This is a genomic window from Thermoactinomyces mirandus (assembly GCF_013868055.1).
GTDB classification, from domain to species: Bacteria; Bacillota; Bacilli; order Thermoactinomycetales; family Thermoactinomycetaceae; genus Thermoactinomyces; species Thermoactinomyces mirandus.
Genome location: NZ_JACEOL010000031.1, coordinates 56314 through 78800 on the forward strand (window position 1 = coordinate 56314; position 22487 = coordinate 78800).

25 protein-coding genes and 2 pseudogenes are annotated in these 22487 nt (G+C 42.8%); 20 read left to right on the forward strand and 7 right to left on the reverse strand.

From position 1 onward, the window contains the following. Window positions 1–26 precede the first annotated feature (26 nt). Complete coding sequence (locus H2C83_RS10010) at window positions 27–1301, forward strand: amidohydrolase (protein ID WP_181740338.1); 1275 nt, start codon at window positions 27–29, stop codon at window positions 1299–1301. An 82-nt stretch (window positions 1302–1383) separates the two neighbouring features. Here H2C83_RS10010 and H2C83_RS10015 read toward each other — a convergent pair whose 3' ends face one another. Continuing rightward, the gene (locus H2C83_RS10015) at window positions 1384–1581 is read right to left on the reverse strand and encodes a hypothetical protein (protein WP_181740301.1); all 198 of its coding nucleotides are present in this window, start codon (window positions 1579–1581) and stop codon (window positions 1384–1386) included. A gap of 147 nt (window positions 1582–1728) precedes the next feature. Between H2C83_RS10015 and H2C83_RS10020 the strand changes: the two genes are divergently transcribed. From H2C83_RS10020 to H2C83_RS10045, 6 genes are all read left to right on the forward strand, one after another. Next, complete coding sequence (locus H2C83_RS10020; RefSeq protein WP_181740303.1) at window positions 1729–2385, forward strand: hypothetical protein; 657 nt, start codon at window positions 1729–1731, stop codon at window positions 2383–2385. A gap of 192 nt (window positions 2386–2577) precedes the next feature. Further along, window positions 2578–3117 carry a hypothetical protein gene (locus tag H2C83_RS10025; protein ID WP_181740306.1) on the forward strand — a complete coding sequence of 180 codons (540 nt, stop codon included), beginning with the start codon at window positions 2578–2580 and terminating at the stop codon, window positions 3115–3117. Window positions 3118–3124: 7 nt separating this feature from the next. Further along, complete coding sequence (locus tag H2C83_RS10030) at window positions 3125–4618, forward strand: AAA family ATPase (RefSeq protein ID WP_181740342.1); 1494 nt, start codon at window positions 3125–3127, stop codon at window positions 4616–4618. Window positions 4619–4642: 24 nt separating this feature from the next. After that, a complete protein-coding gene (locus H2C83_RS10035) occupies window positions 4643–5530 on the forward strand; it encodes a 3-hydroxyacyl-CoA dehydrogenase family protein (protein ID WP_181740340.1) in 888 nt (295 codons plus the stop codon). Then, window positions 5527–6723 carry an acetate/propionate family kinase gene (locus H2C83_RS10040; RefSeq protein WP_181740308.1) on the forward strand — a complete coding sequence of 399 codons (1197 nt, stop codon included), beginning with the start codon at window positions 5527–5529 and terminating at the stop codon, window positions 6721–6723. The genes H2C83_RS10035 and H2C83_RS10040 overlap by 4 nt, the downstream gene beginning before the upstream one ends. A gap of 60 nt (window positions 6724–6783) precedes the next feature. Continuing rightward, window positions 6784–7974, forward strand: a complete 1191-nt coding sequence (locus H2C83_RS10045) for a pyridoxal phosphate-dependent aminotransferase (RefSeq protein ID WP_181740310.1) — start codon at window positions 6784–6786, stop codon at window positions 7972–7974. A gap of 45 nt (window positions 7975–8019) precedes the next feature. On the opposite strand, the gene lexA is transcribed toward H2C83_RS10045, so the two are convergent. Both lexA and H2C83_RS10055 read right to left on the reverse strand, forming a co-directional pair. Next, window positions 8020–8643 (reverse strand): transcriptional repressor LexA, encoded by a 624-nt coding sequence (gene lexA, locus H2C83_RS10050; protein WP_181740312.1) that lies wholly within the window; start codon window positions 8641–8643, stop codon window positions 8020–8022. A gap of 109 nt (window positions 8644–8752) precedes the next feature. Further along, entirely contained in the window at window positions 8753–9835 is a 1083-nt protein-coding gene (locus H2C83_RS10055) for a tyrosine-type recombinase/integrase (protein ID WP_181740314.1), read from the reverse strand. Between the two features lie 79 nt (window positions 9836–9914). On the opposite strand from H2C83_RS10055, the gene H2C83_RS10060 reads away from it, so the two are divergent. From H2C83_RS10060 to H2C83_RS10080, 5 genes are all read left to right on the forward strand, one after another. Then, window positions 9915–10160, forward strand: coding sequence for a hypothetical protein (locus H2C83_RS10060; RefSeq protein WP_181740316.1), 246 nt, complete (start codon window positions 9915–9917; stop codon window positions 10158–10160). After that, the gene (locus H2C83_RS10065; RefSeq protein WP_181740317.1) at window positions 10154–10498 is read left to right on the forward strand and encodes a hypothetical protein; all 345 of its coding nucleotides are present in this window, start codon (window positions 10154–10156) and stop codon (window positions 10496–10498) included. Before H2C83_RS10060 ends, H2C83_RS10065 begins: the two co-directional genes overlap by 7 nt. A gap of 136 nt (window positions 10499–10634) precedes the next feature. After that, window positions 10635–11273, forward strand: a complete 639-nt coding sequence (locus H2C83_RS10070) for an SDR family oxidoreductase (RefSeq protein WP_312853898.1) — start codon at window positions 10635–10637, stop codon at window positions 11271–11273. Window positions 11274–11562: 289 nt separating this feature from the next. Then, window positions 11563–12084, forward strand: coding sequence for a D-glycero-alpha-D-manno-heptose-1,7-bisphosphate 7-phosphatase (locus H2C83_RS10075; protein WP_181740318.1), 522 nt, complete (start codon window positions 11563–11565; stop codon window positions 12082–12084). 207 nt (window positions 12085–12291) lie between these two features. Then, window positions 12292–12876: a hypothetical protein gene (locus H2C83_RS10080; protein ID WP_181740319.1), complete on the forward strand. Its 585-nt coding sequence runs from the start codon at window positions 12292–12294 to the stop codon at window positions 12874–12876. A gap of 70 nt (window positions 12877–12946) precedes the next feature. Here H2C83_RS10080 and H2C83_RS10085 read toward each other — a convergent pair whose 3' ends face one another. Both H2C83_RS10085 and H2C83_RS10090 read right to left on the reverse strand, forming a co-directional pair. Next, window positions 12947–13771: a phosphoenolpyruvate hydrolase family protein gene (locus H2C83_RS10085; protein ID WP_181740320.1), complete on the reverse strand. Its 825-nt coding sequence runs from the start codon at window positions 13769–13771 to the stop codon at window positions 12947–12949. A gap of 14 nt (window positions 13772–13785) precedes the next feature. Beyond that, window positions 13786–15005 (reverse strand): annotated as a pseudogene (locus H2C83_RS10090) (Tm-1-like ATP-binding domain-containing protein). Window positions 15006–15548: 543 nt separating this feature from the next. Here H2C83_RS10090 and H2C83_RS10095 point away from each other — a divergent pair. The 7 genes and pseudogenes from H2C83_RS10095 (at window position 15549) to H2C83_RS17775 (ending at window position 20433) form a co-directional block, all read left to right on the forward strand. Then, complete coding sequence (locus H2C83_RS10095; protein WP_181740346.1) at window positions 15549–16700, forward strand: MFS transporter; 1152 nt, start codon at window positions 15549–15551, stop codon at window positions 16698–16700. Window positions 16701–16815: 115 nt separating this feature from the next. Next, window positions 16816–17010, forward strand: coding sequence for a hypothetical protein (locus H2C83_RS10100; RefSeq protein ID WP_181740321.1), 195 nt, complete (start codon window positions 16816–16818; stop codon window positions 17008–17010). Between the two features lie 553 nt (window positions 17011–17563). Further along, a pseudogene (locus H2C83_RS10105) lies at window positions 17564–18315 on the forward strand (SDR family oxidoreductase). 161 nt (window positions 18316–18476) lie between these two features. Beyond that, a complete protein-coding gene (locus tag H2C83_RS10110; RefSeq protein WP_181740322.1) occupies window positions 18477–19421 on the forward strand; it encodes a cation diffusion facilitator family transporter in 945 nt (314 codons plus the stop codon). 55 nt (window positions 19422–19476) lie between these two features. Continuing rightward, complete coding sequence (locus H2C83_RS17765) at window positions 19477–19833, forward strand: Rieske 2Fe-2S domain-containing protein (protein ID WP_246333849.1); 357 nt, start codon at window positions 19477–19479, stop codon at window positions 19831–19833. A 30-nt stretch (window positions 19834–19863) separates the two neighbouring features. After that, entirely contained in the window at window positions 19864–20283 is a 420-nt protein-coding gene (locus tag H2C83_RS17770) for an SRPBCC family protein (protein ID WP_246333850.1), read from the forward strand. 6 nt (window positions 20284–20289) lie between these two features. Beyond that, on the forward strand, window positions 20290–20433 hold the full coding sequence (locus H2C83_RS17775) for a hypothetical protein (protein ID WP_246333851.1): 144 nt from the start codon (window positions 20290–20292) through the stop codon (window positions 20431–20433). 560 nt (window positions 20434–20993) lie between these two features. Here H2C83_RS17775 and H2C83_RS10120 read toward each other — a convergent pair. Beyond that, complete coding sequence (locus tag H2C83_RS10120) at window positions 20994–21161, reverse strand: hypothetical protein (RefSeq protein WP_181740323.1); 168 nt, start codon at window positions 21159–21161, stop codon at window positions 20994–20996. Between the two features lie 124 nt (window positions 21162–21285). Between H2C83_RS10120 and H2C83_RS10125 the strand changes: the two genes are divergently transcribed. Beyond that, a complete protein-coding gene (locus tag H2C83_RS10125) occupies window positions 21286–21651 on the forward strand; it encodes an HIT family protein (protein WP_181740324.1) in 366 nt (121 codons plus the stop codon). Between the two features lie 363 nt (window positions 21652–22014). Here H2C83_RS10125 and H2C83_RS10130 read toward each other — a convergent pair whose 3' ends face one another. Continuing rightward, window positions 22015–22410: a hypothetical protein gene (locus H2C83_RS10130; protein WP_181740325.1), complete on the reverse strand. Its 396-nt coding sequence runs from the start codon at window positions 22408–22410 to the stop codon at window positions 22015–22017. Window positions 22411–22487: the final 77 nt, after the last annotated feature.

The window sequence follows — 22487 nt, forward strand, 5'->3', positions numbered from 1 at the left end:
GATTGAAACGGATATTTGTCAATGCCATGCTGATTACCATGAAGGAAGGGGAAGAAGTAATTAAGCGTGGCGCAATGGCAGTGGAAGGTTCTGCTATTACATATGTGGGGGCTGTTCCGTCAGAAGAGATCCTGTCAACTTATGATGAAGTCGTCGAATGTGAGGGGCGGGCTTTAATGCCGGGGCTTATCAATACACATGGACATGCGGCCATGTCCCTGCTCCGGGGTTATGCGGATGATCTTCCGCTGCAAACATGGCTGGAAGAGAAGATGTGGCCGCTTGAAGCAAAATTTACTGGACGTCAAGTGTATGCCGGGACCGCTTTGTCTGTCATTGAGATGATTAAATCAGGGACAACCTGTTTTGTCGACATGTATGATCATATGGATCAGGTGGGACAGGTTGTCTTGGAATCAGGGATGCGTGCGCGCCTGTGCCGTGGTTCCATAGGATTGGTAAGTGAAGCGGAGCAACTGGAGAAGCTCAGGGAAGCTGTTCAGTTTGCCAGGGACTGGAACAGACAGGCGGATGGTCGAATTACGACAATGCTGGCACCCCATGCGCCATATACCTGTCCGCCGGATTATATCAGAAAGTTTGTTGATAAAGCAGCGGAACTGAACTTGCCGCTCCATACCCACCTGTCTGAAACGGTCAGGGAAGTGGAACAGAATGTGGCTGATTACGGATTAAGGCCGGTAGAACATTTGCGGCAACTGGGCTTTTTTGATTTGCCTTCCCTGGTCGCGCATGCGGTTCACTTGACGGATGAAGAAATTGATGTTCTGGCTGATTATGATGTCAAGGTGGCCCACAATCCCGGAAGCAATTTGAAATTGGGAAGCGGAATTGCTCCTGTTCCCAAAATGCTTGAAAAGGGAATGCGGCCCGGTTTGGGGACTGATGGTGCTGCAAGCAACAACAACCTGGATATGCTGGAAGAGGTGCATCTGGCAGCCATGATCCATAAAGGGATTAATGAAGATCCCGTTGCGGTTCCTGCATTAACGGCACTGAAAATGGGCACATTATATGGTGCGGAATGTGTATTTCTCGAACAGGAAATCGGTTCTCTGGAAGTTGGAAAAAAAGCCGATTTTATCATCATCGATTTGTCGGGGCCCCATATGCAGCCGTTGCACGATGTGGTATCGCATATGGTTTATTCAGCCAGTCGAAATGATATTCTTGATGTTTATATCGACGGCAAACCGGTTATGCGAAACCGTGAACTGTTAACAATAGACGAGGAAAAAGTTATCTTTGAAGCAAATCAGGCTTTTCAGGAGATCAAATGAAGAAAGAGCTACCGTAAAATGGTAGCTGTTATGGGTTGGCGATAGGGAATAGGCGGGAGATTCTAAGTCATACTAATACAAATCATGTTTTTATATCGATTTGCAGTTGGAAACGAAGTGGGATGTCTGTGTCTGTTTCTTGCCATTCCCGTTTTCGGGCAGCAGGGGAAGTCCAGGTTTCGGCAAGCAAATAGGGAGCAATCTGTTCCCATTCTTCTTCAGTCAATTGGCTTTTCATTGCATTAAGGACCCAACCGGGATAAAGGGAAGGGGCTGTCATCTCCTTCACCTCCCTTGTTGCTTTTTAGTATCACCGAAGATGTGCTGAATATGTTTAACACATTTTGCACATCCGCCCACTTGATGGGCTTTTTTTGGGGGATTAAAATGAGCTGGCTGTCGTATGTATGTACAAAGGAGGAATTTCATGAAACCAGTTTACATCATTTTGCTGTTATCCATGGTTTTCCTTTGCACCGGTTGTGGTGAACCGAAAGCGCACGAGCCGGCTCATTCCGAAGAAAAACAGTTCGATCAGCAAGCGATGAGGCAACAAATCCATCAATTGATCAAGAGCAACGGACAAAAAGCATATGAATTTGCCCTGGAGATCAGGAATGGTCAGCAAATCAGTCATTACAAGGGAAAACAGGTTGGTGAAAATTGGGTGATTACCGATGCCAGGGGCAAAAAGGTGATGGAAAGAAAGGATAAAAAAGTATGGGCATATCATTTGAAAAATAAGGAAGAAATGACGCTGAGACAGGCTGGATTGGTTTCTCCAAGAGATCATCTGTTTTTTTTGAAAAAGGTGTTGGGAAAAGTGGAGTACATCCAAAAATCGAAAAATTACGGTCAGATGAAGGCAAAAGTAACCGTTGACCCGGATAAATTTGCTGAACAGTTTCGGCAGCGATTGAATATAGAAGCAAATATACCGTCATTTCCGGTCTATGAAGAGATTAATATTTACTATGAATTGGTTTATTCGGACTCTCAGGACAAAAAACTGCAGCAGATCATTCTAAATATGCCCGGCCAGGAGGAAACTCCACAAACCCTGGTTTATACGCTGAAAATGTAATTACTCAGATTTTTTGAATGGCGGAGATGGGACAGAGTTCTAAAAAATTTTTCCTGTATACGGTTTTCTAAAGATTAAGACAGGTAAGCTGTCTTTTTTTATTGCCATGGATTGTCAATGTTGAAGTATATCATAAAATGATATACTTTTTTATGTATTGATGCTATAAATTGGCGAGAGGAGCGTGACTGTGTGGAAAAAACGGGAAAAATGATGTTCATCAGTTTTTTGGTCACGCTGATCCTTTTATTCGGAGGATTTTGGGGATATCAACAATATCTGATCAAAAAACCGATCATTGCCTTCCTGGAAAAACAGCAGGAAGTGCAATTGCATGATATTCATGTATCTCCGTCAAAAGTACAACTCAACTTGAAAGTGGCAAATCTTGAGCAGGACTTTTTGATTCGGAAATATCCCGATCTTTTGACCGAATTAAAACAGAAAGCAAAAGGAAAACCGCTTCAGGTACATTTGGCCGATCATCCCAATGAACGATTGAATTTGGCCTGGAATCAAATGGTCTTTGGCATCCGCGAGGGAATCGCATTACAGACTTATACGCTGATTCCCCAAACGGTAAAAAAATGGGCAGATGAAAACGGAATTCAATATTGTCTCAATATAGATGAGAAATCGGTATATATCATGCTTCGTGATGGAGATGATTTTTTAATCCGAATCGTTCCGGTTAACATGCAAACACAGAAAGGGGGAGAGTTGTTTGATTAAATCGATCATGTCCGGTGCCGGTGCGGCCTTGGTTATTTTTCTTGTTTATCTGGGATTCGATCCGCTGCCTGTCATTGTTTTGACGGGGATTGGTCTTTTGCTTTATTCCGGCGGTACACGTTCAATGCAAAAAACAGCAAGAATCGTCAGGAAAAATCAAAAAAACAAATATATCCCCTCCGTTAATTTTGATGAAATCGGCGGCCAGTACAGGGCCAAAAATGAGTTAAAGGAAGCACTGGATTTTTTGTTGCAACGTGAAAAGATCGCCCGATATGGAATCCGTCCGGTTAAGGGGATTTTATTGACTGGCCCTCCCGGGACCGGAAAAACATTGATGGCTAAAGCGTCGGCGCATTATACGGACGCCATATTTGTCAGTGCCTCAGGCAGCGAATTTGTGGAGATGTATGTCGGCGTTGGCGCCAAGCGGATTCGTTCTCTCTTTCAGGAAGCACGTTCGCTTGCCAGGAAGCATAAGAAAAACCGGGCTATTGTATTTATTGATGAAATTGATGTGATCGGAGGAAAGCGTGACGGAAGTCAGCAGCGGGAATATGACCAGACCCTGAATCAGTTGTTGACTGAGATGGACGGCATTTCAGTTGATCAGGAAGTGCAGGTACTGGTTATCGCAGCGACAAACCGAAAAGATATGTTAGATCCCGCACTCTTGCGCCCTGGCCGGTTTGACCGGCATATTCATGTCGATTTGCCGGATAAAAAAGCAAGATTGCACATTTTGCAATTGCATACGAAAAACAAAACATTACATTCGGATATTTCATTAATGAAAATTGCGGAAGAAACTTTCGGATTTTCCGGAGCGCAGCTGGAAAGCCTGGCCAATGAGGCGGCAATTTATGCCCTCAGGGAGAATAAGCCAGAAATAGAACAGAAGCATTTGGCGTCAGCCATTGACAAAGTCCTGATGGGGGAAAAGGCGGATCGTGAAGCGAGCAGCGAGGAAAAAAAGAGAGTGGCGGTCCATGAAATGGGACATGCGCTGATATCTGAATACGTCCGTCCCGGATCGGTTTCAGAAATTACCTTGACCCCGCGCGGACAAGCTCTGGGATATGTCCGGCAGCTACCGGATCGTGATCGTGTTCTGTACACCCGTGAAGATCTGGAAAATAGCATCCGGGTCTGTCTGGCGGGAGCCGCAGCGGAAGAATATTTTTATGGGCACAAGAGCACAGGGGCCCAGAACGATTATAAGCAGGCCTATCATTATGCGCGGACAATGATTGAGGCAGGTCTGTCGGATCTTGGCATCATCAGCCCGGATCTTGTCGGCCGTGAAGAATTGCAGTTGGAAGCCAAAAAAATATTGGAAAAATGTTATGATGACATTTTGCAATGTATGGGGCATTTTTCTTTTATGTTTGAAGAAAGTTTGGGTATTTTATTAAAAGAAGAAGTGCTATCCGGTGACAAATTTCGTGAAATGTTAATGAAATCACATTCAAAAACTGATAAAATATATGAAGTTAACTAATTGAAAGGAGTAAGAGCTATTGTGATGAACATCCAAAATATCACAGTCATCGGTGGCGGTACCATGGGTCGAGGGATCGCGGAACTTTTGGCGTCCAAAGGATTTGAAACGACCATTATCGAGCAAAACGAGGCACTGGCCAGGAATGCTTATGACCGAATTGAAAAGAGTCTGGACAAAAAGTTGTCAAAATGGGGAATTACGCTTGCTGAAAAGAAAATCACCCTCTCGCGCATTCATACGACAGATCAGGAAGAGGCTTTGAAAAATGCAGACTTTGTCATTGAATCGGTTACTGAAGACATGAAAACGAAGCTGAAGGTTTTTGAACAGTGTGACAAATTATGCCGTCCGGAAGTTGTGTTGGCAAGTAACACCTCAACGTTAAGTCTGACTGAGATTGCAGAAGCCACCAGCCGTCCTGAACAGGTGCTCGGGCTCCATTTTGTTTACCCGGTTACCAGAGTTCCGCTGGTTGAAGTAGTTCGGGGGCTGAAAACTTCTCAGGATACAGTTGGAACCGTTTTAAACATATTGCCGAAATTGGGATTGAAAGGGATAGAAGTCTACGAATCCCCAGGTTTTGTAACAACCCGCCTAAGTGTTCTTCTCATTAATGAAGCTGTCAATACGTTAATGGAAGGAATCGCCAATGAACAAGATATTGATCGGGCAATGAAATACGGTTATCAATTCCACAGAGGTCCCCTTGAAATGGCTGACCACCTTGGTCTGGATGCTGTTTTGGCAGCTTTGGAGCGTCTTTACCGCGAATTTGGAGATGTTAAATATCGCCCGGCACCCCTGTTAAAGAAAATGGTTCGTGCGGGATATTTGGGTGTCAAAACAGGAAAGGGTTTTTTCCAATATGATGAAAATGGTGACAGAATTTATGAGGAGGAGCAGCAATGAAGATTCTTGTTATCAACTGCGGGAGTTCATCCATTAAATATCAATTGTTCGATATGACTGAAGAAACGGTTTTGGCTTCCGGATTGGTCGAGAAAATCGGAACAGAAAGTGCAATAATCAAGCACAAGGTTCCCGGCAGGGAAGAAAAGATCATTACTGCGGAAATTCTCGATCACCGGGTTGGGATGAAAAAAGTTCTTGATTTATTAATGGATCCGGAAGAAGGCGTGATTAGCAGTGCAGATGAAGTGACAGCAGTCGGCCATCGGGTGGTACATGGCGGAGAGGATTTCTCCGGTTCCGTTATCATTGACGAAGCTGTCCGTCAGGCACTTCGCAGAAACATCGATTTGGCACCCTTGCATAACCCGCCCAACTTATTGGGAATTGATGCAGCACAAGAGCAGCTTCCCCATGCTGTGCATGTTGGTGTGTTTGATACTGCCTTTCACCAAACCATGCCGGATTATGCCTATATGTATGCCATTCCAAATGTTTTGTACCGCAAATATAAAATTCGGCGTTATGGTTTTCATGGAACTTCACATAAATATGTCTCTGAGAAGGCCGCGAAATTTGTTGGCAAACCTCTTGAAGACCTTAAAATCATTTCCTGCCATATTGGAAACGGTGCCAGCATTACGGCTGTACAAAACGGGAAATCCGTCGATACCAGTATGGGGATGACCCCGCTCGAAGGGTTAATGATGGGAACCAGATGTGGCGATATCGACCCGGCTGTTGTACCTTTTGTCATTACGAAAGAAGATTTGACACTGAGTGAAGTCAATTCCATGATGAACAGACACAGCGGATTGCTGGGGGTATCCGGTGTGTCGGGCGATATGCGCGAAGTGACCGAAGCGATGGAAAATGGCAATGATCAGGCACGCCTGGCTATTGATATGTATGTTTATAAAATCAAGAAAACGATTGGTGCTTATGTTGCTGCGATGAACGGGATAGACATTCTTCTCTTTACTGCAGGTGTTGGTGAAAATGCTTCAATGATCCGTGAAAGGGTATGTGAAGGACTTACCTGTTTTGGAATCAAACTGAATCGTGCTTTAAACGAGGAACGCAGCAAAGAAGTACGCCGCATCAGTACACCCGAGTCCAAAGTGGACGTTTTGGTTGTTCCGACAAATGAAGAACTGATGATTGCCAAGGAAACAAAAAAACTGGTAAAGTAAGGCAAGCTCGTGGTATGATGTTGAACTATAGAGCAATTGAGACATAGGAGGGATTCGATCTTGAAGCTTTCAAGACGTGTTCAACAATTAGCTTCATCACCCACGCTTGCCATTACGGCCAAAGCCAAAGCCCTTAAACAACAGGGGCATGATGTAATCGGATTGGGAGCGGGAGAACCCGATTTTAATACGCCGGTACATATTATTGAAGCAGCCAAAAAGGCAATGGATGCCGGTTTCACAAAATACACAGCAACGGGTGGAATTCCGGAATTAAAACAGGCAATTGTCGAAAAGCTTCAAAGAGACAATGGTTTAACCTATAAACCCAGTCAGATTGTAGTGACAGTCGGGGCAAAATACGCACTATACAGTCTGTTTCAAGCCTTGTTGGATGAAGGAGATGAAGTGATTGTCCCTGCGCCTTACTGGGTCAGCTATATCGAGCAGGTGAAATTGGCGGGGGGCAAACCTTCAGTTTTACCGGGAAGTGAAGAGACACAGTTTAAAATCACTTCCGAACAGTTGAAACGAGCCATTACTGACCGGACAAGAGCCTTGATTTTAAACAGCCCGTCCAACCCGACAGGAATGCTTTACACTGAACCGGAATTGTGTGCCATTGGTGAAATTTGTATAGAGAATGATATTATAATCGTTTCTGATGAAATCTATGAACATCTGATTTATGATCCCGGCCAAAAACATGTCAGCATTGCAAGTTTGGGGTCTGACCTGTATGAGCGGACTGTGATCATTAACGGAGTCTCCAAAACCTATTCCATGACAGGCTGGCGGATTGGATATGCGGCCGGACCTGAAGAACTGATTAAAGCAATGAATAAGATTTCTGATCACAGTACTTCCAATCCAACATCCATTGCCCAATATGCAGCCATCGAGGCACTAACTGGAACTCAGCAACCCATAGCGGAAATGAAAAAAGCTTTCAAGGAACGCCGCGATTATGTCGTTGACCGGCTGAATCAAATTCCTGGTTTTGTCTGCCAAAAACCAGCGGGGGCTTTTTATGTTTTTGTCAATATTCGTAAAGCTTTGAATGGCACGGGCGGAAAATACAAATCCCCGGATGAATGGGCTGCCGCTCTACTGGAAAAAGAACTGGTCGCAGTCGTACCCGGATCAGGCTTTGGTTCGGCGGATCACATCCGCATTTCTTACGCTACTTCTTTAAAGCAGTTAAGAAACGCAATCGATCGCATTGAACGATTTGTGAAAGAATCGAAATGAATAAAAAAACAGCAACTCATGGGTTACCCATGGGTTGCTGTTTTTTTATATGACTTCACGAATTAAGCTGATGACTTTGCCAAGAATGGTCACGTTGGGCAAAATAATCGGTGACAGCGTATCATTTTCCGGTTGCAGACGAATGTGATCGTTTTCTTTAAAAAATCGTTTTACCGTTGCTTCACCATCAGGAGTCATCGCAACGACAATATCCCCGTTTTGCGCTGTGGGTTGCTGGCGTACCACAACATAATCCCCATCCATAATTCCGGCACCTACCATGCTGTTGCCGCGTACCAATAACAGAAAAACAGTTTCGTCTTCCCCGGCAATCCGGCGGGGTAAAGGATAATAATCTTCAATATTTTCAATCGCAGTGATCGGTTCTCCTGCTGTAACTTTCCCAACCAGTGGCACCATGACGGTTTCCGCCTGTTTCCTGAAGGGCATTTCCACACGCTGAAGCAGTTCAATGGCGCGTGGTTTTGTCGGGTCACGTCGTATGAATCCTTTTTTCTCCAGCCGTGCCAAATGTCCATGGACGGTAGAACTCGAGGCAAGCCCGACTGCTTCGCCGATCTCACGAACAGAAGGCGGATAACCTTTCTCCATCACTTCTTTTTGTATATATTCCAGTATAGCTTTTTGTCTTGGGGAGAGTTTGGTCACGGTTGTCATCCTCCTTTGTTGATCTGGCCGCATCCATTGTTCCATATTTTCAGTATACATGAACCACATGAAAAGAACAAACATTTGCAGAATGTTTGTTCTTAAATGGTCACAGGCTTTGATCCAGACGGTCCAAGGCATCGTCCTTTTCCGTATTGATGACGTGGGTATAAATCTGGGTGGTCTGAATGTTTGAGTGCCCCAGGATTTCTTGTACCACCCGAAGGTTCTCCCCGTTCGACAAAAGCAGAGTAGCCAGCGTATGACGCAATTTGTGGGGAGAGATCGATGCGGCCTTGGGAGGAAGGTTTGCTTCCTGAACATATTTCCTGATAATTTCAGTTACTCCCTTACGGCTCAGGCGTTGATGGTTTTTATTTAAAAACAAGGCATTCTGATGTTCGGGAGGAATTTTCCCGGGACGAAGCGACAAATAGGTTTTCAGTGCTTCCTTGGCGGTTTCATTTAATTTAAGCATTCGTTCTTTCCCGCCTTTCCCGACAATGATCACACGTACGACCTGGCCGTCGGACTGGATACTGTTCTGATTTAACTGGACCAGTTCAGAGACACGCATTCCGGTATTTAAAAAAAGAAGGAGAATGGCTAAATCCCGTACTTCCATCCAGTGCCGGCTTTTCCTGTTTTTCTTCTGGTGGTATGTTTTAACGGCCTGAATGAGACGCAGTGCTTCTTCTTTTGTTAAAAAGACAGGCACCTTTTGTCGGGACCTGCTTTTCAGAGAAGCATCATCATATTCTTCCATCGGGTCCCGGTCGAGTACGTGCGATTTGACCAAAAAACGGAAAAGTGATCGCAGTGATGCCCGTTTTCTTTGCTTTCCGCAGCGCGAATTTTCCCGGTAATGCTTTCGGGTTATCCAGGTTTCTTTCATCTCTCCCGTTTGCGGATCTTTTCTTTTTTGCAGGATATGCACGGTTCGTTCATAACCATTTTCTATTTGCCGAAAAAAACGTTTGATAATGACAGGATCTACCTGGTCAATAGATTTATTTCTGGAAGCAAGATAATCAAAAAAAAGCGCAAAGTCGTAAGCGTAATTGGCAATGGTTTGTTTTGAACGCTCTGCGCTGATCATTTCCAAAAAGAATTCCTGTACTTCCTCAGGAAATTGGCTGATAATCCGGTTGATGTTTTCTGGAAGCCGCCGTGATCTGAATGAAGTGTTCAAGTTGATCGACCTCCTGTCCTAATGTTTTATGATAATGTCGCTTTGAAAAGAATAATCAGGAAGTGTCCTTTATTCTATCATGTTCTATCATGAAAAGAAAAACAAAATGGGGATATTTTACAAAAAATGGACGATGAATTATATTCATAACGGGAAATTTTTTTATATATTTTTACCAGGCATGTTGGCCGATTCCAAAAAATTTTCCCGTTCTTATCAGGCATTAGCCTTATCAACCCTTTTGGCACAAGCCCAACCGTTGCTGCCGCTGAAAGCTCATCGGGAATTGCTGAAGGCGGGAAGACGGGGATACCTGCATTGGTAACCGCCGTTTTGTTCGCAGCTTCGATCTTTATGTTGTCAGTCATCAGAATGATCCCTGGCAATGCTGTGGCGCCTGTGTTAATCATTGTTGGTACACTGATGATAAAAAGCGTGCAGGAAATTCCGTTCAGCGATTTTTCTGAAGGGTTTCCGGCATTTTTGATTATTGCATGCATTCCACTTACATCAAGCATTGCAGACGGTTTGGCGTTTGACTTTATTGCCTATCCGCTGCCGAAGATTGCTGCCGGGAAATGGAGGCAGGTCCCCTATATGGTTTACTTGATTGCAGGCTTGTTCCTGATGCATTTCATTGCTTCAGCATTAATGATTCATTGATAAAAAAGGGGCAAAATCGGTCCTTTTTTTGAACAATTAGTAATCAAGATTATCAATCAAATTAAATCAAACTTGTTTGTAAAACAAACCATAACCATTCCTGAACACTTCCAACCTTAATACAAACACAATAACAATTTTCAACCAAACCTTCAAAAACCATTATGAATCCAGTAAATTTAAAGCCGAGGTTTTGACACAGAGAATCCGGAAGCAGGTTCCCGTCACAATTATAAGGCCAGGAATTGTAATGGGAGATTCCAAAACGGGAGAAACGGCAAAATTTGACGGGCCTTATTTCATCATGCGCTACCTGGACAAGTTTGCCCGTTTCCCGATTCCTTATCCGGGAAAAGGAAGAGCGTTGCTCAATTTGGTGCCGGTTGACTATATCGTTGATGCGACCTGTTATCTGGCCAAACATCCTGTTGGTGAAGACAAGGTCGATCATTTGACTGACCCGCATCCCCTTTCTGTAAAACAGGCTTTTCAGATGATCTGTGAAAGATTAACCGGAAAAAAACCATTCTTTACCCTTCCATCAATAGTTATACTCGGGCTGCTGTCTATCCCGTCGTTTCGCAGGTGGTTAATGGTAGAGAAAGAAACGATTGCGTATTTCCGTTTGAAAGCGGAATATGATTGTACACAGGCGTTTGAGGACTTGAAAGATTCAGGAATCAGATGTTCCGGTTTCGGGGACTATATTGCAAAGGCAATCGATTTTTATCAAAAACATCGCCATGATCCGGAAAAAATGATCAAGGTTCGTTAGAGCAAAAACATTATGAAAAAACCATGCATCATGTGTTAAAAACAAATACATTTTATATGTTTAACAAATGGTTAATTGGAAGAATACGTGCGATTTACTTCATGACAAACAACAACTAATAAACAATTGCTATGATAATCTCAGTATCAATAAATCTCCCAGTAAAATATATATAATGAAAATATAAGATAGATAATATATTTTGTTGTAGGATAAATTGTTTATAAGAGAAAAGAAAGAGGGTTTTATAAAGTACTGAAAGAGTTGAAGGATTAAAGGTGGGAAGAAATTGGAGAAGCTTGTGAAAGCTGTATTTCTTGATCGTGATGGCGTGATTAATGAGGTCAAGACAGACCGGGTCAATCTTGTCAATCGTCCGGAAGATTTTCATCTGCTGGCAGGAGTTCCCGAAGCGATTGCGAAATTGCGCCAACTGGGATTTAAAATATTTGTTGTAACGAATCAAGGCGGGGTTGGGTTGGGATATATCACAGAAAAAACACTTGCGAAAATTCATCAGAAAATGAGGCGGGATTTAATTGCACAACATCCGGAAGCCATTATCGACGATATATTATATTGCCCGCACAAACCAGTGGCGGGTTGCGCTTGCCGCAAACCCCGGGCAGGCATGATCCTGAAACTGGCACAGAAGTATCATGTTGACTTGTCGCAGTCATGGATGATCGGCGACCGTACGACAGACCTGGAAGCAGGCAACAGAGCCGGTTGCCAGTCCATCCTGATTTCCAAAGATTATACATTAATTGATTTTGCCAATGATCTGAGTGTGGAAACAGTAGGAGGATAAATCCTGATAAATCCTCCTCTTTTTAATGCATCATGATCAAGGTATTTTGACCATGCAAATAATTTCTTTACTTCTCAAGCTAAAAGAAAAATAAACATTGTAATACAATGATTATTTATACTATGAAAAATATTATACAAATAGCCCGATTGAATCATGTTTTATATAAATATTGGGACTATAATAAAAAGAAAACGGGGGTGCATCATGGTTACTTTAATGATCGGGATAATTGTGTGGATTGGGCTCACTTTGTACGGAATCATTTCAGCCAATATTCACAAACATTCCCTTCCTGTCATGAGTGGAATGATGGTATCGATGGGAATTGCCATGATGAGCAGTCTGCTGATCGGAACCATATTGGGAATTATGTTGGAACAAATGTTTATTTCAACGGAAACTGCGATATTGATCGGGATGCTGATCGGTTATTTTGTCGGGAAACCGATTCATCGCCTGGCTTCTTTGGATGGTTTGCTTGCCGGAGTAATGGGAGGAATGATGGGGGCGATGCTGGGAGTCATGGTGGTCCCTGAAGCTCCGGCAATCACACTGTCAGTGGTCATTATCGCATTTGTCCTTGCAATGGGGCTCATTACACAACTTATGGCTCATGAAATAAAAAAGGCGAAAAAAAACTGGAAGCCAAAGATTGCGCCAAAAATGCTTTACTGGGGAATTACTCTGGTCATCGGGTTGTTAATTATTGCCCTTCCCCTTAATTCAATGTGGTTGGATTATTCGCAAACATCCCGTGAGACATACCAACATCACCATCATCATCATTAAAAAAAGTGCCTGGTGAAAGATAGAGAATGCCAGGCACTTATCATTCATTAATAAAAAACTTACAAAGATACTATAAAGACTTGAATTTTTCTACTTGCGTTTGGATCGCTACTTCCGTAGGCAGTCGTTCAATGCTGGATGCGCCAAAAAATCCGGCGACTCCTTTGGTTATTGACAAAATTTCTTTTACATCCCCGGGTTCGGCGATCGGTCCTCCATGGCAAAGAATAATGATATCGGGATTGATATTCTTGGCAGCATCGTGGATTGCCTGGATGCGTTCCGCTGATTTTTCCAGTGTAAGTGCCGTTTCAGCACCAATCGAACCTTTTGTTGTCAGTCCCATATGTGCAACCAGTACATCCGCGCCGGCTTCCGTCATCGCCTTGGCTTCTTCCACGTTAAATACATAAGGACAAGTCAATAAATCGAGCTGGTGAGCCTGACGAATCATTTCTACTTCCAAATCGAAGCCCATTTCCGTTTCTTCCAGATTTTTGCGGAAAACTCCATCAATCAATCCGACGGTGGGAAAGTTTTGTACCCCGTCAAAACCCATTTCCTTGAGTTGTTTAAGAAAAACAGGCATCTGGCGGAACGGATCGGTTCCGCAAACTCCTGCTAAAACCGGTGTTCTTTTTACCACCGGCAAGACTTCCGCGGCCATCTCCACGACAATAGCGTTTGCATCTCCATAAGGGAGCAGACCAGCCAATGAACCTCGTCCGGCCATGCGGTACCGCCCAGAGTTATAAATGATAATCAGATCAGCTCCGCCCCTCTCGGCAAATTTTGCAGAAATCCCTGTACCTGCTCCGCAACCGATGATTAAATTCCCTTGACTGATGGTCTCTTTCAGTTGATTTAATGATTCCTTTCTTGAAATAAATGGCATGATAAAAACTCCTCTCATTCCTCTTCTTTTTTGATCATTTCCATCAGTTTGCCTGTCACGGCTTCTGCGAATTCTGCATCATTGATGTTGCAATCCAACTCGTAAACAGGGATACCCGGTTTAATATATTTTTTGATTGCATTGAACAAAGCCAGATTTGCTTCCGGCCACCAGAATTCTTTCCCGGGTGCATCCAGTTCGGATACGCCTTGCAACGGGAGAAAAATGGCGGTTTCCCCTTTGGACTGATTTGCTTTTTCAGCCAGGATCCGGCCCAGCTTTTCGTTTTCCTCAGGGGTGGTTCTCATCAAGGTGATGTTGTTATTCCAATAATAAAAAAAGCGGTCTCTATATTTTTCTGGGACTGTGGCCGGTCCCAGAAATTAACCATATCCAGACAACCCGGTGCAATGACTTGAGGCAGTGCCCATTTTGCTGCAGCATTCATGCGGGTTGGCCCGGCAGTCAATACGCCTCCCGCCAGTTCGTCGGCCAGTTCCGTGGTTGTGACGTCAAGGACACCGCCGGTTATGTATCCTTGATCAATCAAGGATTCCATTGTTTTTCCGCCAGTACCGGTTGCGTGAAATACCAATACTTCAAATCCCCGTTTCTCCAATATTTTCTGGCATTGATTGACCAGTATGGTTGTATTGCCAAACATGGAAGCTGTGATCAGCGGTTTTGTCTCAATGGGAGGGACCTCTTGTTCAAGCATGCCGACAATTGCACCGACAGCATTGCAATAGATTTTGGCGCTGATTCGATTGACACCAGCTACGTCCAGAATCGATGGAATCATAACAATATCACTAATGCCGATATAAGGCTGGGTGTCACCGGAAGCAACGGTACTGATCATTACTTTGGGAACTCCAAGGGGCAATGCCTGCAATCCGGAGGTGCCAATCATTGTTCCATTGGAGCCCCCCATGGAGATACCGGCATCTACTCTACCTTGCTGATACAGATGTTTCATGATCTTTGCAATGCCTTTGGTCATGACGGACATGGCAAAGGACTTATCAGCGACTTTACGGAGTTCCTGCAATGTACTGTTACCGGCCTCAGCTACTTCATTTGCTGTTACATCGGGCGGGAATAATGGCTCTCCCAGAACTCCTGTATTGATAACCAGTGTTTGATGGCCATATTTTTCTATTTCCTGCTTGATAAATTGGTAATCGGCTCCTTTGGTATCAAGCGCGCCAATGATTGTAACGGTTTTTCCCATTTCTTTCCTCCTTTCATATAATCACATCAAATAAAAAGGAAATTACATTTTACTGAAATTACATTTACTGTTTTCATTTTAAATTCCCATATTTCCTTCAACAAAAACTATATTTTTATTAAAAAACAACTTTTTTTAAAAAAGTTTTAAAATTCGATTCCCAGATTCGCCAATGGGAAAGGTTTGTTTTGCTTGCAGGATATAAAAAATACACTATCTGCATGGTCTGTTATGAACCGACAACTCAGGCAGGAAATTGTAGATTTTGTAGATTTTAATCTATCCGAAAAAAATTTTTCTATTGCTTTGTCCCGTTTTGCCTGACCAATCGCAGGAATCTTTTGAATTATTTTATTAACAATTGCATTCGTATTTAACTTGTGACAAGAAATTGTTGTATAATATCATTAATTATCGAAAATTAAGGAACGTGATGCTGCTTGGCATCACCATTTTTTATAGGATGGATGATTCGCCAACAGGAAGGAGTGAAACTTTGTGGACACGGTGCAACATTCAACATTTGCCAAAAGTAAAAGTACGATGGCCAAAGGGAAAGTATGGACTTTTAGTGTCACGCACATGATCAATGATCTCGTCACAACCGGAATTGTGCCAGCGCTATTGCCGTTATATCAGAAGGCTTTTCATCTTACTTATACACAAACCGGCTTGATTGTTCTGGCTTCTTACATTACGTCTTCGGTTATGCAACCCTTGTTTGGAGCATGGACCGATCGAAAGCCGATGGTATGGATGTTGCCATTCGGCGTATTTATTTCCGTCACCGGCCTGGCTTTGACGGGATGGGCTCCTACCTATGAATGGGTATTGTTCCTGATTGCCGTCTCCGGTCTGGGTTCCGGGATTTTTCATCCGGAAGCATCAAGAGGAACGCATTATGCTTCCGGAAATACAAAAGGACTGGCCCAGGCAATTTTTCAGGTTGGCGGAAACAGTGGTCAGGCTTTAGGCCCTTTGATGATTCCGTTGTTTTTGGCTTTTACGGGGAAAGAAGGATTGCTCTGGTTTAGTGTATTGGCTGTAACGGCCTTTTTCCTGTTAATGCGCATATTGCCCTGGTACAAGGAACAGGTGCAACAATCCCTTTCGAAAAGAAAACAACAAAATGGAAAAAACCACTGGCCCGGTGTATTTTGGCTGGTGATCGTGATTACTCTGCGTTCCTGGTGTCAAGTGGGCGTAGCCGCGTTTTTGCCTTTTTTCTTTTTGCATCAGATGAATATGAGTTACAGTCTGGCGGAGTTGTTAAATTTCATGTTTTTAGGGGCGGGTGCCCTGGGAACTTTTATTGGAGGGGCGCTGTCTGACCGTGTAGGCATGAAACACTGGCTGGTTGGTTCCATGCTGATTGCATTTCCGTTTGCGTTATTATTGCCTTATGCGAAAGGAATTTTCGCATGGCTGGTCATTTTTTTATTTGGCTTTTTTATTTTATCGTCCTTTGCTCTGACCGTTGTTTACATGCAAAAACTGTTGCCGCGCAATATTGCTATGGCTTCCGGACTGGCGATCGGTTTTGGAGTAGGAGCAGGCGGAATTGGTGCAACTTTGATGGGTTACATGATCGATTTGTATGGTGTAACTACCATTTTAACTTTCATTTCCGTTTTGCCCCTGTTAGCAGTGGTATTTTCTTTATTGATTCCCAGCGAGAAAAAACTGGCCTCATAAATACCATGAAGCGATGAAATCCAGCAATTAGTAAAGAAATTTATAGAAAAAATTTCAAAATGGCACAAGGGCCCTTTTTTAGCAATTTGTCGTTCAAGTTCAGGCTTCCCATTCAATGATTGAAGAGTTTCTGAATCATGAACTGTTCAGGATGATTATCAATAACTCCATGAGCCACTTGGTGGTTTTGTTCACGTTTTGGCTGGAGCAGGTAGAGACGGAATACACTCATTGCAAGTGTATTCTAAGTTTGACTATTATTGATGCTCAGGATGATATTGAACATGTTATTCCTGTGTTTCCTGTATAAAAACAAATGACTTGAGACACCTTAATGGTTTCTCAGGTCATTTTTGCATTTTTGACCAATTGGCTGCAAAATCGCTTTTTCGCTACATCCTCACTAAAATTGACCAGTTCTAATTAAAACTGGTCAATCCAGCAGGAAAACTGCTTGTCTGAAGAGCCCGGTCAAGAGGAACCTTCTGTCTTATATTTTTTTCCAGATTTGTGGCTGTATGTACTTATTGGACTTCCCCTGCTTAGCAAAACAGATTACCTTTGATGTGTTAGGCCCGGATTCCTGGTCAGGTTCTTTTTCTTATTTCAGGGATCGCCTGTGAATGAAAGCAGGCAATTGGAGAAACCATGCCCAAGTATTACGCCGGAGGGAGTCATATTTAAAGGGTTTGGTTTAAGAGAGGCTGGTGGCGGGCATCAGTAAATGTCGTAACCAAAGCCGGGGAAGGGAGGTGGAAGAGAAAGGTTGGAAAATGTTAAAGTATTTAACAGAAGATTGAATATAATTTGTATAATCAATCCATATTTATTGCATATCTTATTAAATGAATGGAGGCCGATCAATGATACCATTACAAAATAAAGTTACAATTGTTACCGGAAGCAGCAGGGGAATTGGGGCTGCAACCGCAATTTTGTTGGCCAGAGCAGGAGCCAATGTCGTAATCAATTACCACAACTCCGGGAAAGAGGCTTTAAACGTGCTTTCTGAGGTAGAAGGATTGGGCCGCAGAGGGAAAGTTATCCAGGCAGACGTGAGAAATCCGGAAAATGTCAAAAAAATGGTGGATCAGACAGCCAGTGAATTCGGAAAAGTGGATATATTGGTAAGTAACGCAAATATGAGTTTTGCCATCAAGCCCTTTATGGAAATGAGCTGGGAGGAGTTTTTCCATAAATTAAACAATGAATTGAGTTCAGCGTTTCATCTGTGCCAAGCGGTTGTTCCTCATATGGAAAAACAGGGGGAGGAAAAATCGTGTTGATCTCAAGCACACTGTCACGGACTCCTTCTTCCGGGTTTGTTGCCCATGGTACCGCCAAAGCAGCCATTGCCGCATTTGCGAAATATCTGGCTCAGGAATTGGGTCCGAAAAATATCGTGACCAATGTAATTGCTCCCGGTCTGGTTCTGACTGATTTAACAAAGGATCAACCTGCGGAAGTCCATGAAGCGGTCAGGAAGTTCACCCCATTACAGCGTGTAGCAAAACCGGAAGATGTTGCCGGCGCTGTATTGAGTCTGGTAGCTGACTGGAATGTCTTTGTCAATGGCGCCTATATTCCGGTTAATGGTGGAATAGATATGAACTGATTGAGGATTTTGCAGAAAACCGCATATTGGACATCTTTGGAAAAATGGCTTGAGAACCAGATTTGGGAATTCAAGTCATTTTTCTGTTGATCTTTGTGAAAGGAAGGTGTATGATTATAATAATTACTTTTTAATAATTATTATAAATAGGGAGAGTTAATATGAAAGTTTATGATTTTCACCACCTTAATCATGTAAAAGAGCAGCAATCAGCGACAAGGACATTATGGATTACTCTGATGTTAACTTTATTCTTTACAATCGTGGAAGTTGCAGGTGGTCTTTTATCTAATTCTCTCGCTTTGTTATCGGATTCCGCTCACATGGTTTCCGATGTTCTTGCCTTGAGTTTAAGTCTGACGGCCAGTTATATGGCGACCCGCAACCCGAATGGGAAATACACTTTCGGTTTTCTGCGCTTTGAGATTATCGCCTCATTTTTGAACGGTTTGGCGCTTGCTGTTATTTCCATCGGCATTTTCATCGAAGGGATTAACCGAATTATTCGCCCCCAAAACGTTGACATGCCACTGATGTTAACAATAGCAACAGTGGGACTGGTGGTAAATATCATCCTTACGATTATTCTGAATCGGAGTTCACAGGAAGAAGAAAACCTGAACATCAAAAGCGCCCTGTGGCATTTTATTGGAGACCTGCTCAGTTCTATAGGTATTATTGCTTCTTCCGTTCTGATACATTTTACAGGCTATCACATTTTCGATCCGATTATCAGTATGGTCATTGGCGGAATCATTTTCTATGGAGGAGCCAAAATTATCCGGGAATCGTATCTGGTCTTGATGGAATCAGTGCCCGACAAATTTAATCTGGATTCCATCCGCCAGGATATCGGCAGGGTAGCAGGAGTAAAGGATGTTCATGACCTTCATTTGTGGACGGTTTCCACAAATCATTATTCATTGACAGCCCATGTCTTTATCTGCGAAGAAGTGCAACCCTTTGAGGTGATTGAAGCAATCAACAGGATACTCAATGAAAAATACGGCATTGAACATTCAACCGTCCAGACGGAACATCCTGCCATTCACGATCACGGGGAATACGGAAACCGGTTCCTGGCAACAAACTGTCAACCATCCTGACTGCTCCGGATAGAATCTTTCGAAAACAGGTTTTGCTTTAACAGGAGGTTGTTCCATGCTAAAGCCAGGCAAAGAGGAAATTCAGTTTGTTTTTCCTGCACATTGGTACGCTGTAGAATGGTCGGATAAACTGAAAAAGAAACCGGTCAAGAAAAGGATAGCGGGAAAAGGTATGGTCCTGTTTCGAGGGGAAAACGAAACGGCACATGCCATTTCCCCCTGCTGTCCACACAGAGGGGCGGCTCTGTCTCTGAGGCTCTGCTCTGATGGAGGAGTTCGATGTGCTTACCACGGCTGGTTATTTCAGGAAGACGGGATCTGTACGGATATTCCGGCACATCCCGACAGACCTGTTCCCGATTTTGCCCTTGTAACCTGTTATCCTGTACTGGAGAGAGCCGAGCTGATCTGAGTTTATTCCTCAGAAAAACCGCATAATGAATTGGAACTGTATTCGGAACTTGAAGATCCATCTTTTACACTGGCTCCATACCAGTCCATATGGAAATCCCACATTACACGGGTGGTTGAAAGTGTACTGGATACAGCCCATGTACCAATAGTTCATTGCAAAACCATTGGCAAAAATTCTTCTCTGAAAGTCCAGTTTCAGTTCCAGGCGGAAGGCGACACCATTTGGATTAAAAACGAAAAAGTCCAGTTAGAATACCGATTTCCACAGCATTGGATCTTGCGAACCCGCCAGGAAAGGAAAAACAGACTTTTTAATTATGTCACTTTTACTCCGATTGATGACAAACATACCGCTATTATGGGATATGTGGGCCGAATTTTTCTTAAATTGTCTATGGTCAACAAGCTTTTTTCAAAATACAGCTGTAAAATCTTAAAGGAAGATTAGGAAATAGTGGAAAGTCAGCATCCGCATTATGTGCCAGAAGCGTTGCAAATGGAAGTTCATGTTCCGGCAGACGGGCCACAAGTCCGCTTCAGAAATCGCTGGTACCGTTTTTTGACCAAAGACGAGCCAAAATCATTCCCTTCCCAATAGAATAATATTCTCGTTTATATTTATGGACTTTGAAATGAAACAGGGGTAAGTCCGAGATATGTGTAAAATATACAGTTACAAAGAGAAAAATTTAGAAAAAGTATTCTTTGACCAGGAATTATAAATACAAAACAACCGGCCTCCCGTATGCTAAAGGGTAGCCGGTTGTTTCTAGTAAAACATTTTTTTATCCTCTAAAAGGCTAAAAAGTGTACTTTATTTTGATAACCCCTATCAATCAGGTATTTTATTATCATTAGCCATGTATTGTATTCGAAATCAGATAAAAGAGTAGTATGGCCTTTGACAATCCAAAAGGGCTTCTGAATTTCTAACTTTTTTATTTCTTTAATGAGATATGTTCTAATTATCTTTTTATATCAACTCTATCTAGAATTATCAGTTCCTTGCTATTGATTAATATAATATTTTTGGTAAGAACAGCTTTTCCAAGAGCAGATAATGTTAAAATTGGGTGAAGCGGGAAAAATAAAAAGGCCTTATAACTGAAATAAAAAAGGCCTTTTTTCACCTCTTTTCCATATATCCCCTGATTATATTTATTTGTCCAACCGATCGATGAGTTCCTCAATATCGGAAATCAAGGTATTCAACGTGTAGGATTCGGTTTGGTCAACCTCCTTAATTCGACCGGCAGCCCGGCGCATGATTTTTACAGCCTGTTTCAGGTCCTGGATTGACAGATCCAGCTGGTACTGTTTATCCATGGTTCCACCTCTGTGATAAAGTAAAGTATCTTAAAAGTATAGTATAAATTGATTTCAAGCTCCAGTGTTAAGAAGGGAAGGAGACAGTAGAATCAAAACGAATTTGTCAGGAGGGGAGAGGAACATGAAAGAATGCCCTTTTTGTTCCCCGTTGAAACCCGTCCTGGAAAGCAAGCTTGCTTTTGCCATCTTTGATCGATATCCGGTCTCTGACGGCCATCTGTTAATTATCCCCCGCCGCCATACCAAAACTTACTTTGACCTAACCCTTACGGAGAAAAAGGAAATTGATCAATTGATCCGATCGGGAAAAGAAATGATCGATCAGCACTTTCAACCGGACGGCTACAACATTGGCATCAATAACGGAAAAGCAGCAGGACAAACCATTTTTCACGTCCATATCCATTTGATTCCCCGTTATTTCGGCGATATTGCAGTTCCCAGGGGAGGAGTGCGCGGAGTGATTCCGCAAAAGAGGATTTATTGAAAAGGCAAATAATTTTGGACATAAAGTCAACTAGTCTAGTGCCTGGACCATCTGGTCCGCAAGATTTAAGACTGTATAGACTTTGACTTTAACTATGACCTTGATAAAGACTATTATCGTCTGGACAATGTATGGACGTTTTAATTCCACACATGTGAAAGCCAGAAATATGTGTAGAAACTGATTCAGGCACAGGCCAAAACCTACCAGGAGCAACTTCAGGTTTTGCTGTCTTTAAAGAAACCGGCCAATTGCTGAAGACGAAACTTCGCCTTCGTTGATTTTTTAATCAGTTTATTGAAAACCCCTTTCTGTAGTCAGCTTACAGAAGGGGTTTTCTACAGTCTTTTCCATACGGAAAGCTTAAATATTCTCTGTTAGTTTGATCATGTAATTTTCCAATGGGCTAAGTTGATCGATTTCCTCGTTCATAACTCTTAACCCTTCTTCTATATAACGGAGTAAATATTGATCAACTTCTTTATCATCAATAGGTTTTTGCAGTTCGTTTATCATTAAATGCTTGTATAACAGATAATCGGTATCTTTGGCAATTACTCCAGCTGGTATGGTCCAGCCACTTCCTCCAAAATCATCACGCGGTTCACCTTTCACGTGTTTAAAACCTTTGGCAAACGCTATTTTTAGAACAGTTGGACGGCTCCGACTATTATTAATATCGAGATCTAGTACCGTTATAATTTTCTTGATTAAACCATCGGCTTCAGATGACATTGTCAAACGATCATTTCCGGCCATTAATATCCTCCTTTTAGTACTACAGTTGTATTTATGAAAAACGCAACCGTTTCTGATATGATAATACCTGGCTACCG

What these genes read in the sequence shown, in the direction of transcription:
- H2C83_RS10010 (WP_181740338.1), top strand. Translation starts at nt 27, where the DNA reads ATGCTGATTACCATGAAGGAAGGGGAAGAAGTAATTAAGCGTGGCGCA.
- H2C83_RS10015 (WP_181740301.1), bottom strand. Translation starts at nt 1,581, where the DNA reads ATGACAGCCCCTTCCCTTTATCCCGGTTGGGTCCTTAATGCAATGAAA.
- H2C83_RS10020 (WP_181740303.1), top strand. Translation starts at nt 1,729, where the DNA reads ATGAAACCAGTTTACATCATTTTGCTGTTATCCATGGTTTTCCTTTGC.
- H2C83_RS10030 (WP_181740342.1), top strand. Translation starts at nt 3,125, where the DNA reads ATGTCCGGTGCCGGTGCGGCCTTGGTTATTTTTCTTGTTTATCTGGGA.
- H2C83_RS10035 (WP_181740340.1), top strand. Translation starts at nt 4,643, where the DNA reads ATGAACATCCAAAATATCACAGTCATCGGTGGCGGTACCATGGGTCGA.
- H2C83_RS10040 (WP_181740308.1), top strand. Translation starts at nt 5,527, where the DNA reads ATGAAGATTCTTGTTATCAACTGCGGGAGTTCATCCATTAAATATCAA.
- H2C83_RS10060 (WP_181740316.1), top strand. Translation starts at nt 9,915, where the DNA reads ATGTTCTATCATGAAAAGAAAAACAAAATGGGGATATTTTACAAAAAA.
- H2C83_RS10080 (WP_181740319.1), top strand. Translation starts at nt 12,292, where the DNA reads ATGGTTACTTTAATGATCGGGATAATTGTGTGGATTGGGCTCACTTTG.
- H2C83_RS10085 (WP_181740320.1), bottom strand. Translation starts at nt 13,771, where the DNA reads ATGCCATTTATTTCAAGAAAGGAATCATTAAATCAACTGAAAGAGACC.
- H2C83_RS10095 (WP_181740346.1), top strand. Translation starts at nt 15,549, where the DNA reads ATGGCCAAAGGGAAAGTATGGACTTTTAGTGTCACGCACATGATCAAT.
- H2C83_RS10100 (WP_181740321.1), top strand. Translation starts at nt 16,816, where the DNA reads ATGATTGAAGAGTTTCTGAATCATGAACTGTTCAGGATGATTATCAAT.
- H2C83_RS10110 (WP_181740322.1), top strand. Translation starts at nt 18,477, where the DNA reads ATGAAAGTTTATGATTTTCACCACCTTAATCATGTAAAAGAGCAGCAA.
- H2C83_RS17765 (WP_246333849.1), top strand. Translation starts at nt 19,477, where the DNA reads ATGCTAAAGCCAGGCAAAGAGGAAATTCAGTTTGTTTTTCCTGCACAT.
- H2C83_RS10120 (WP_181740323.1), bottom strand. Translation starts at nt 21,161, where the DNA reads ATGGATAAACAGTACCAGCTGGATCTGTCAATCCAGGACCTGAAACAG.
- H2C83_RS10125 (WP_181740324.1), top strand. Translation starts at nt 21,286, where the DNA reads ATGAAAGAATGCCCTTTTTGTTCCCCGTTGAAACCCGTCCTGGAAAGC.
- H2C83_RS10130 (WP_181740325.1), bottom strand. Translation starts at nt 22,410, where the DNA reads ATGGCCGGAAATGATCGTTTGACAATGTCATCTGAAGCCGATGGTTTA.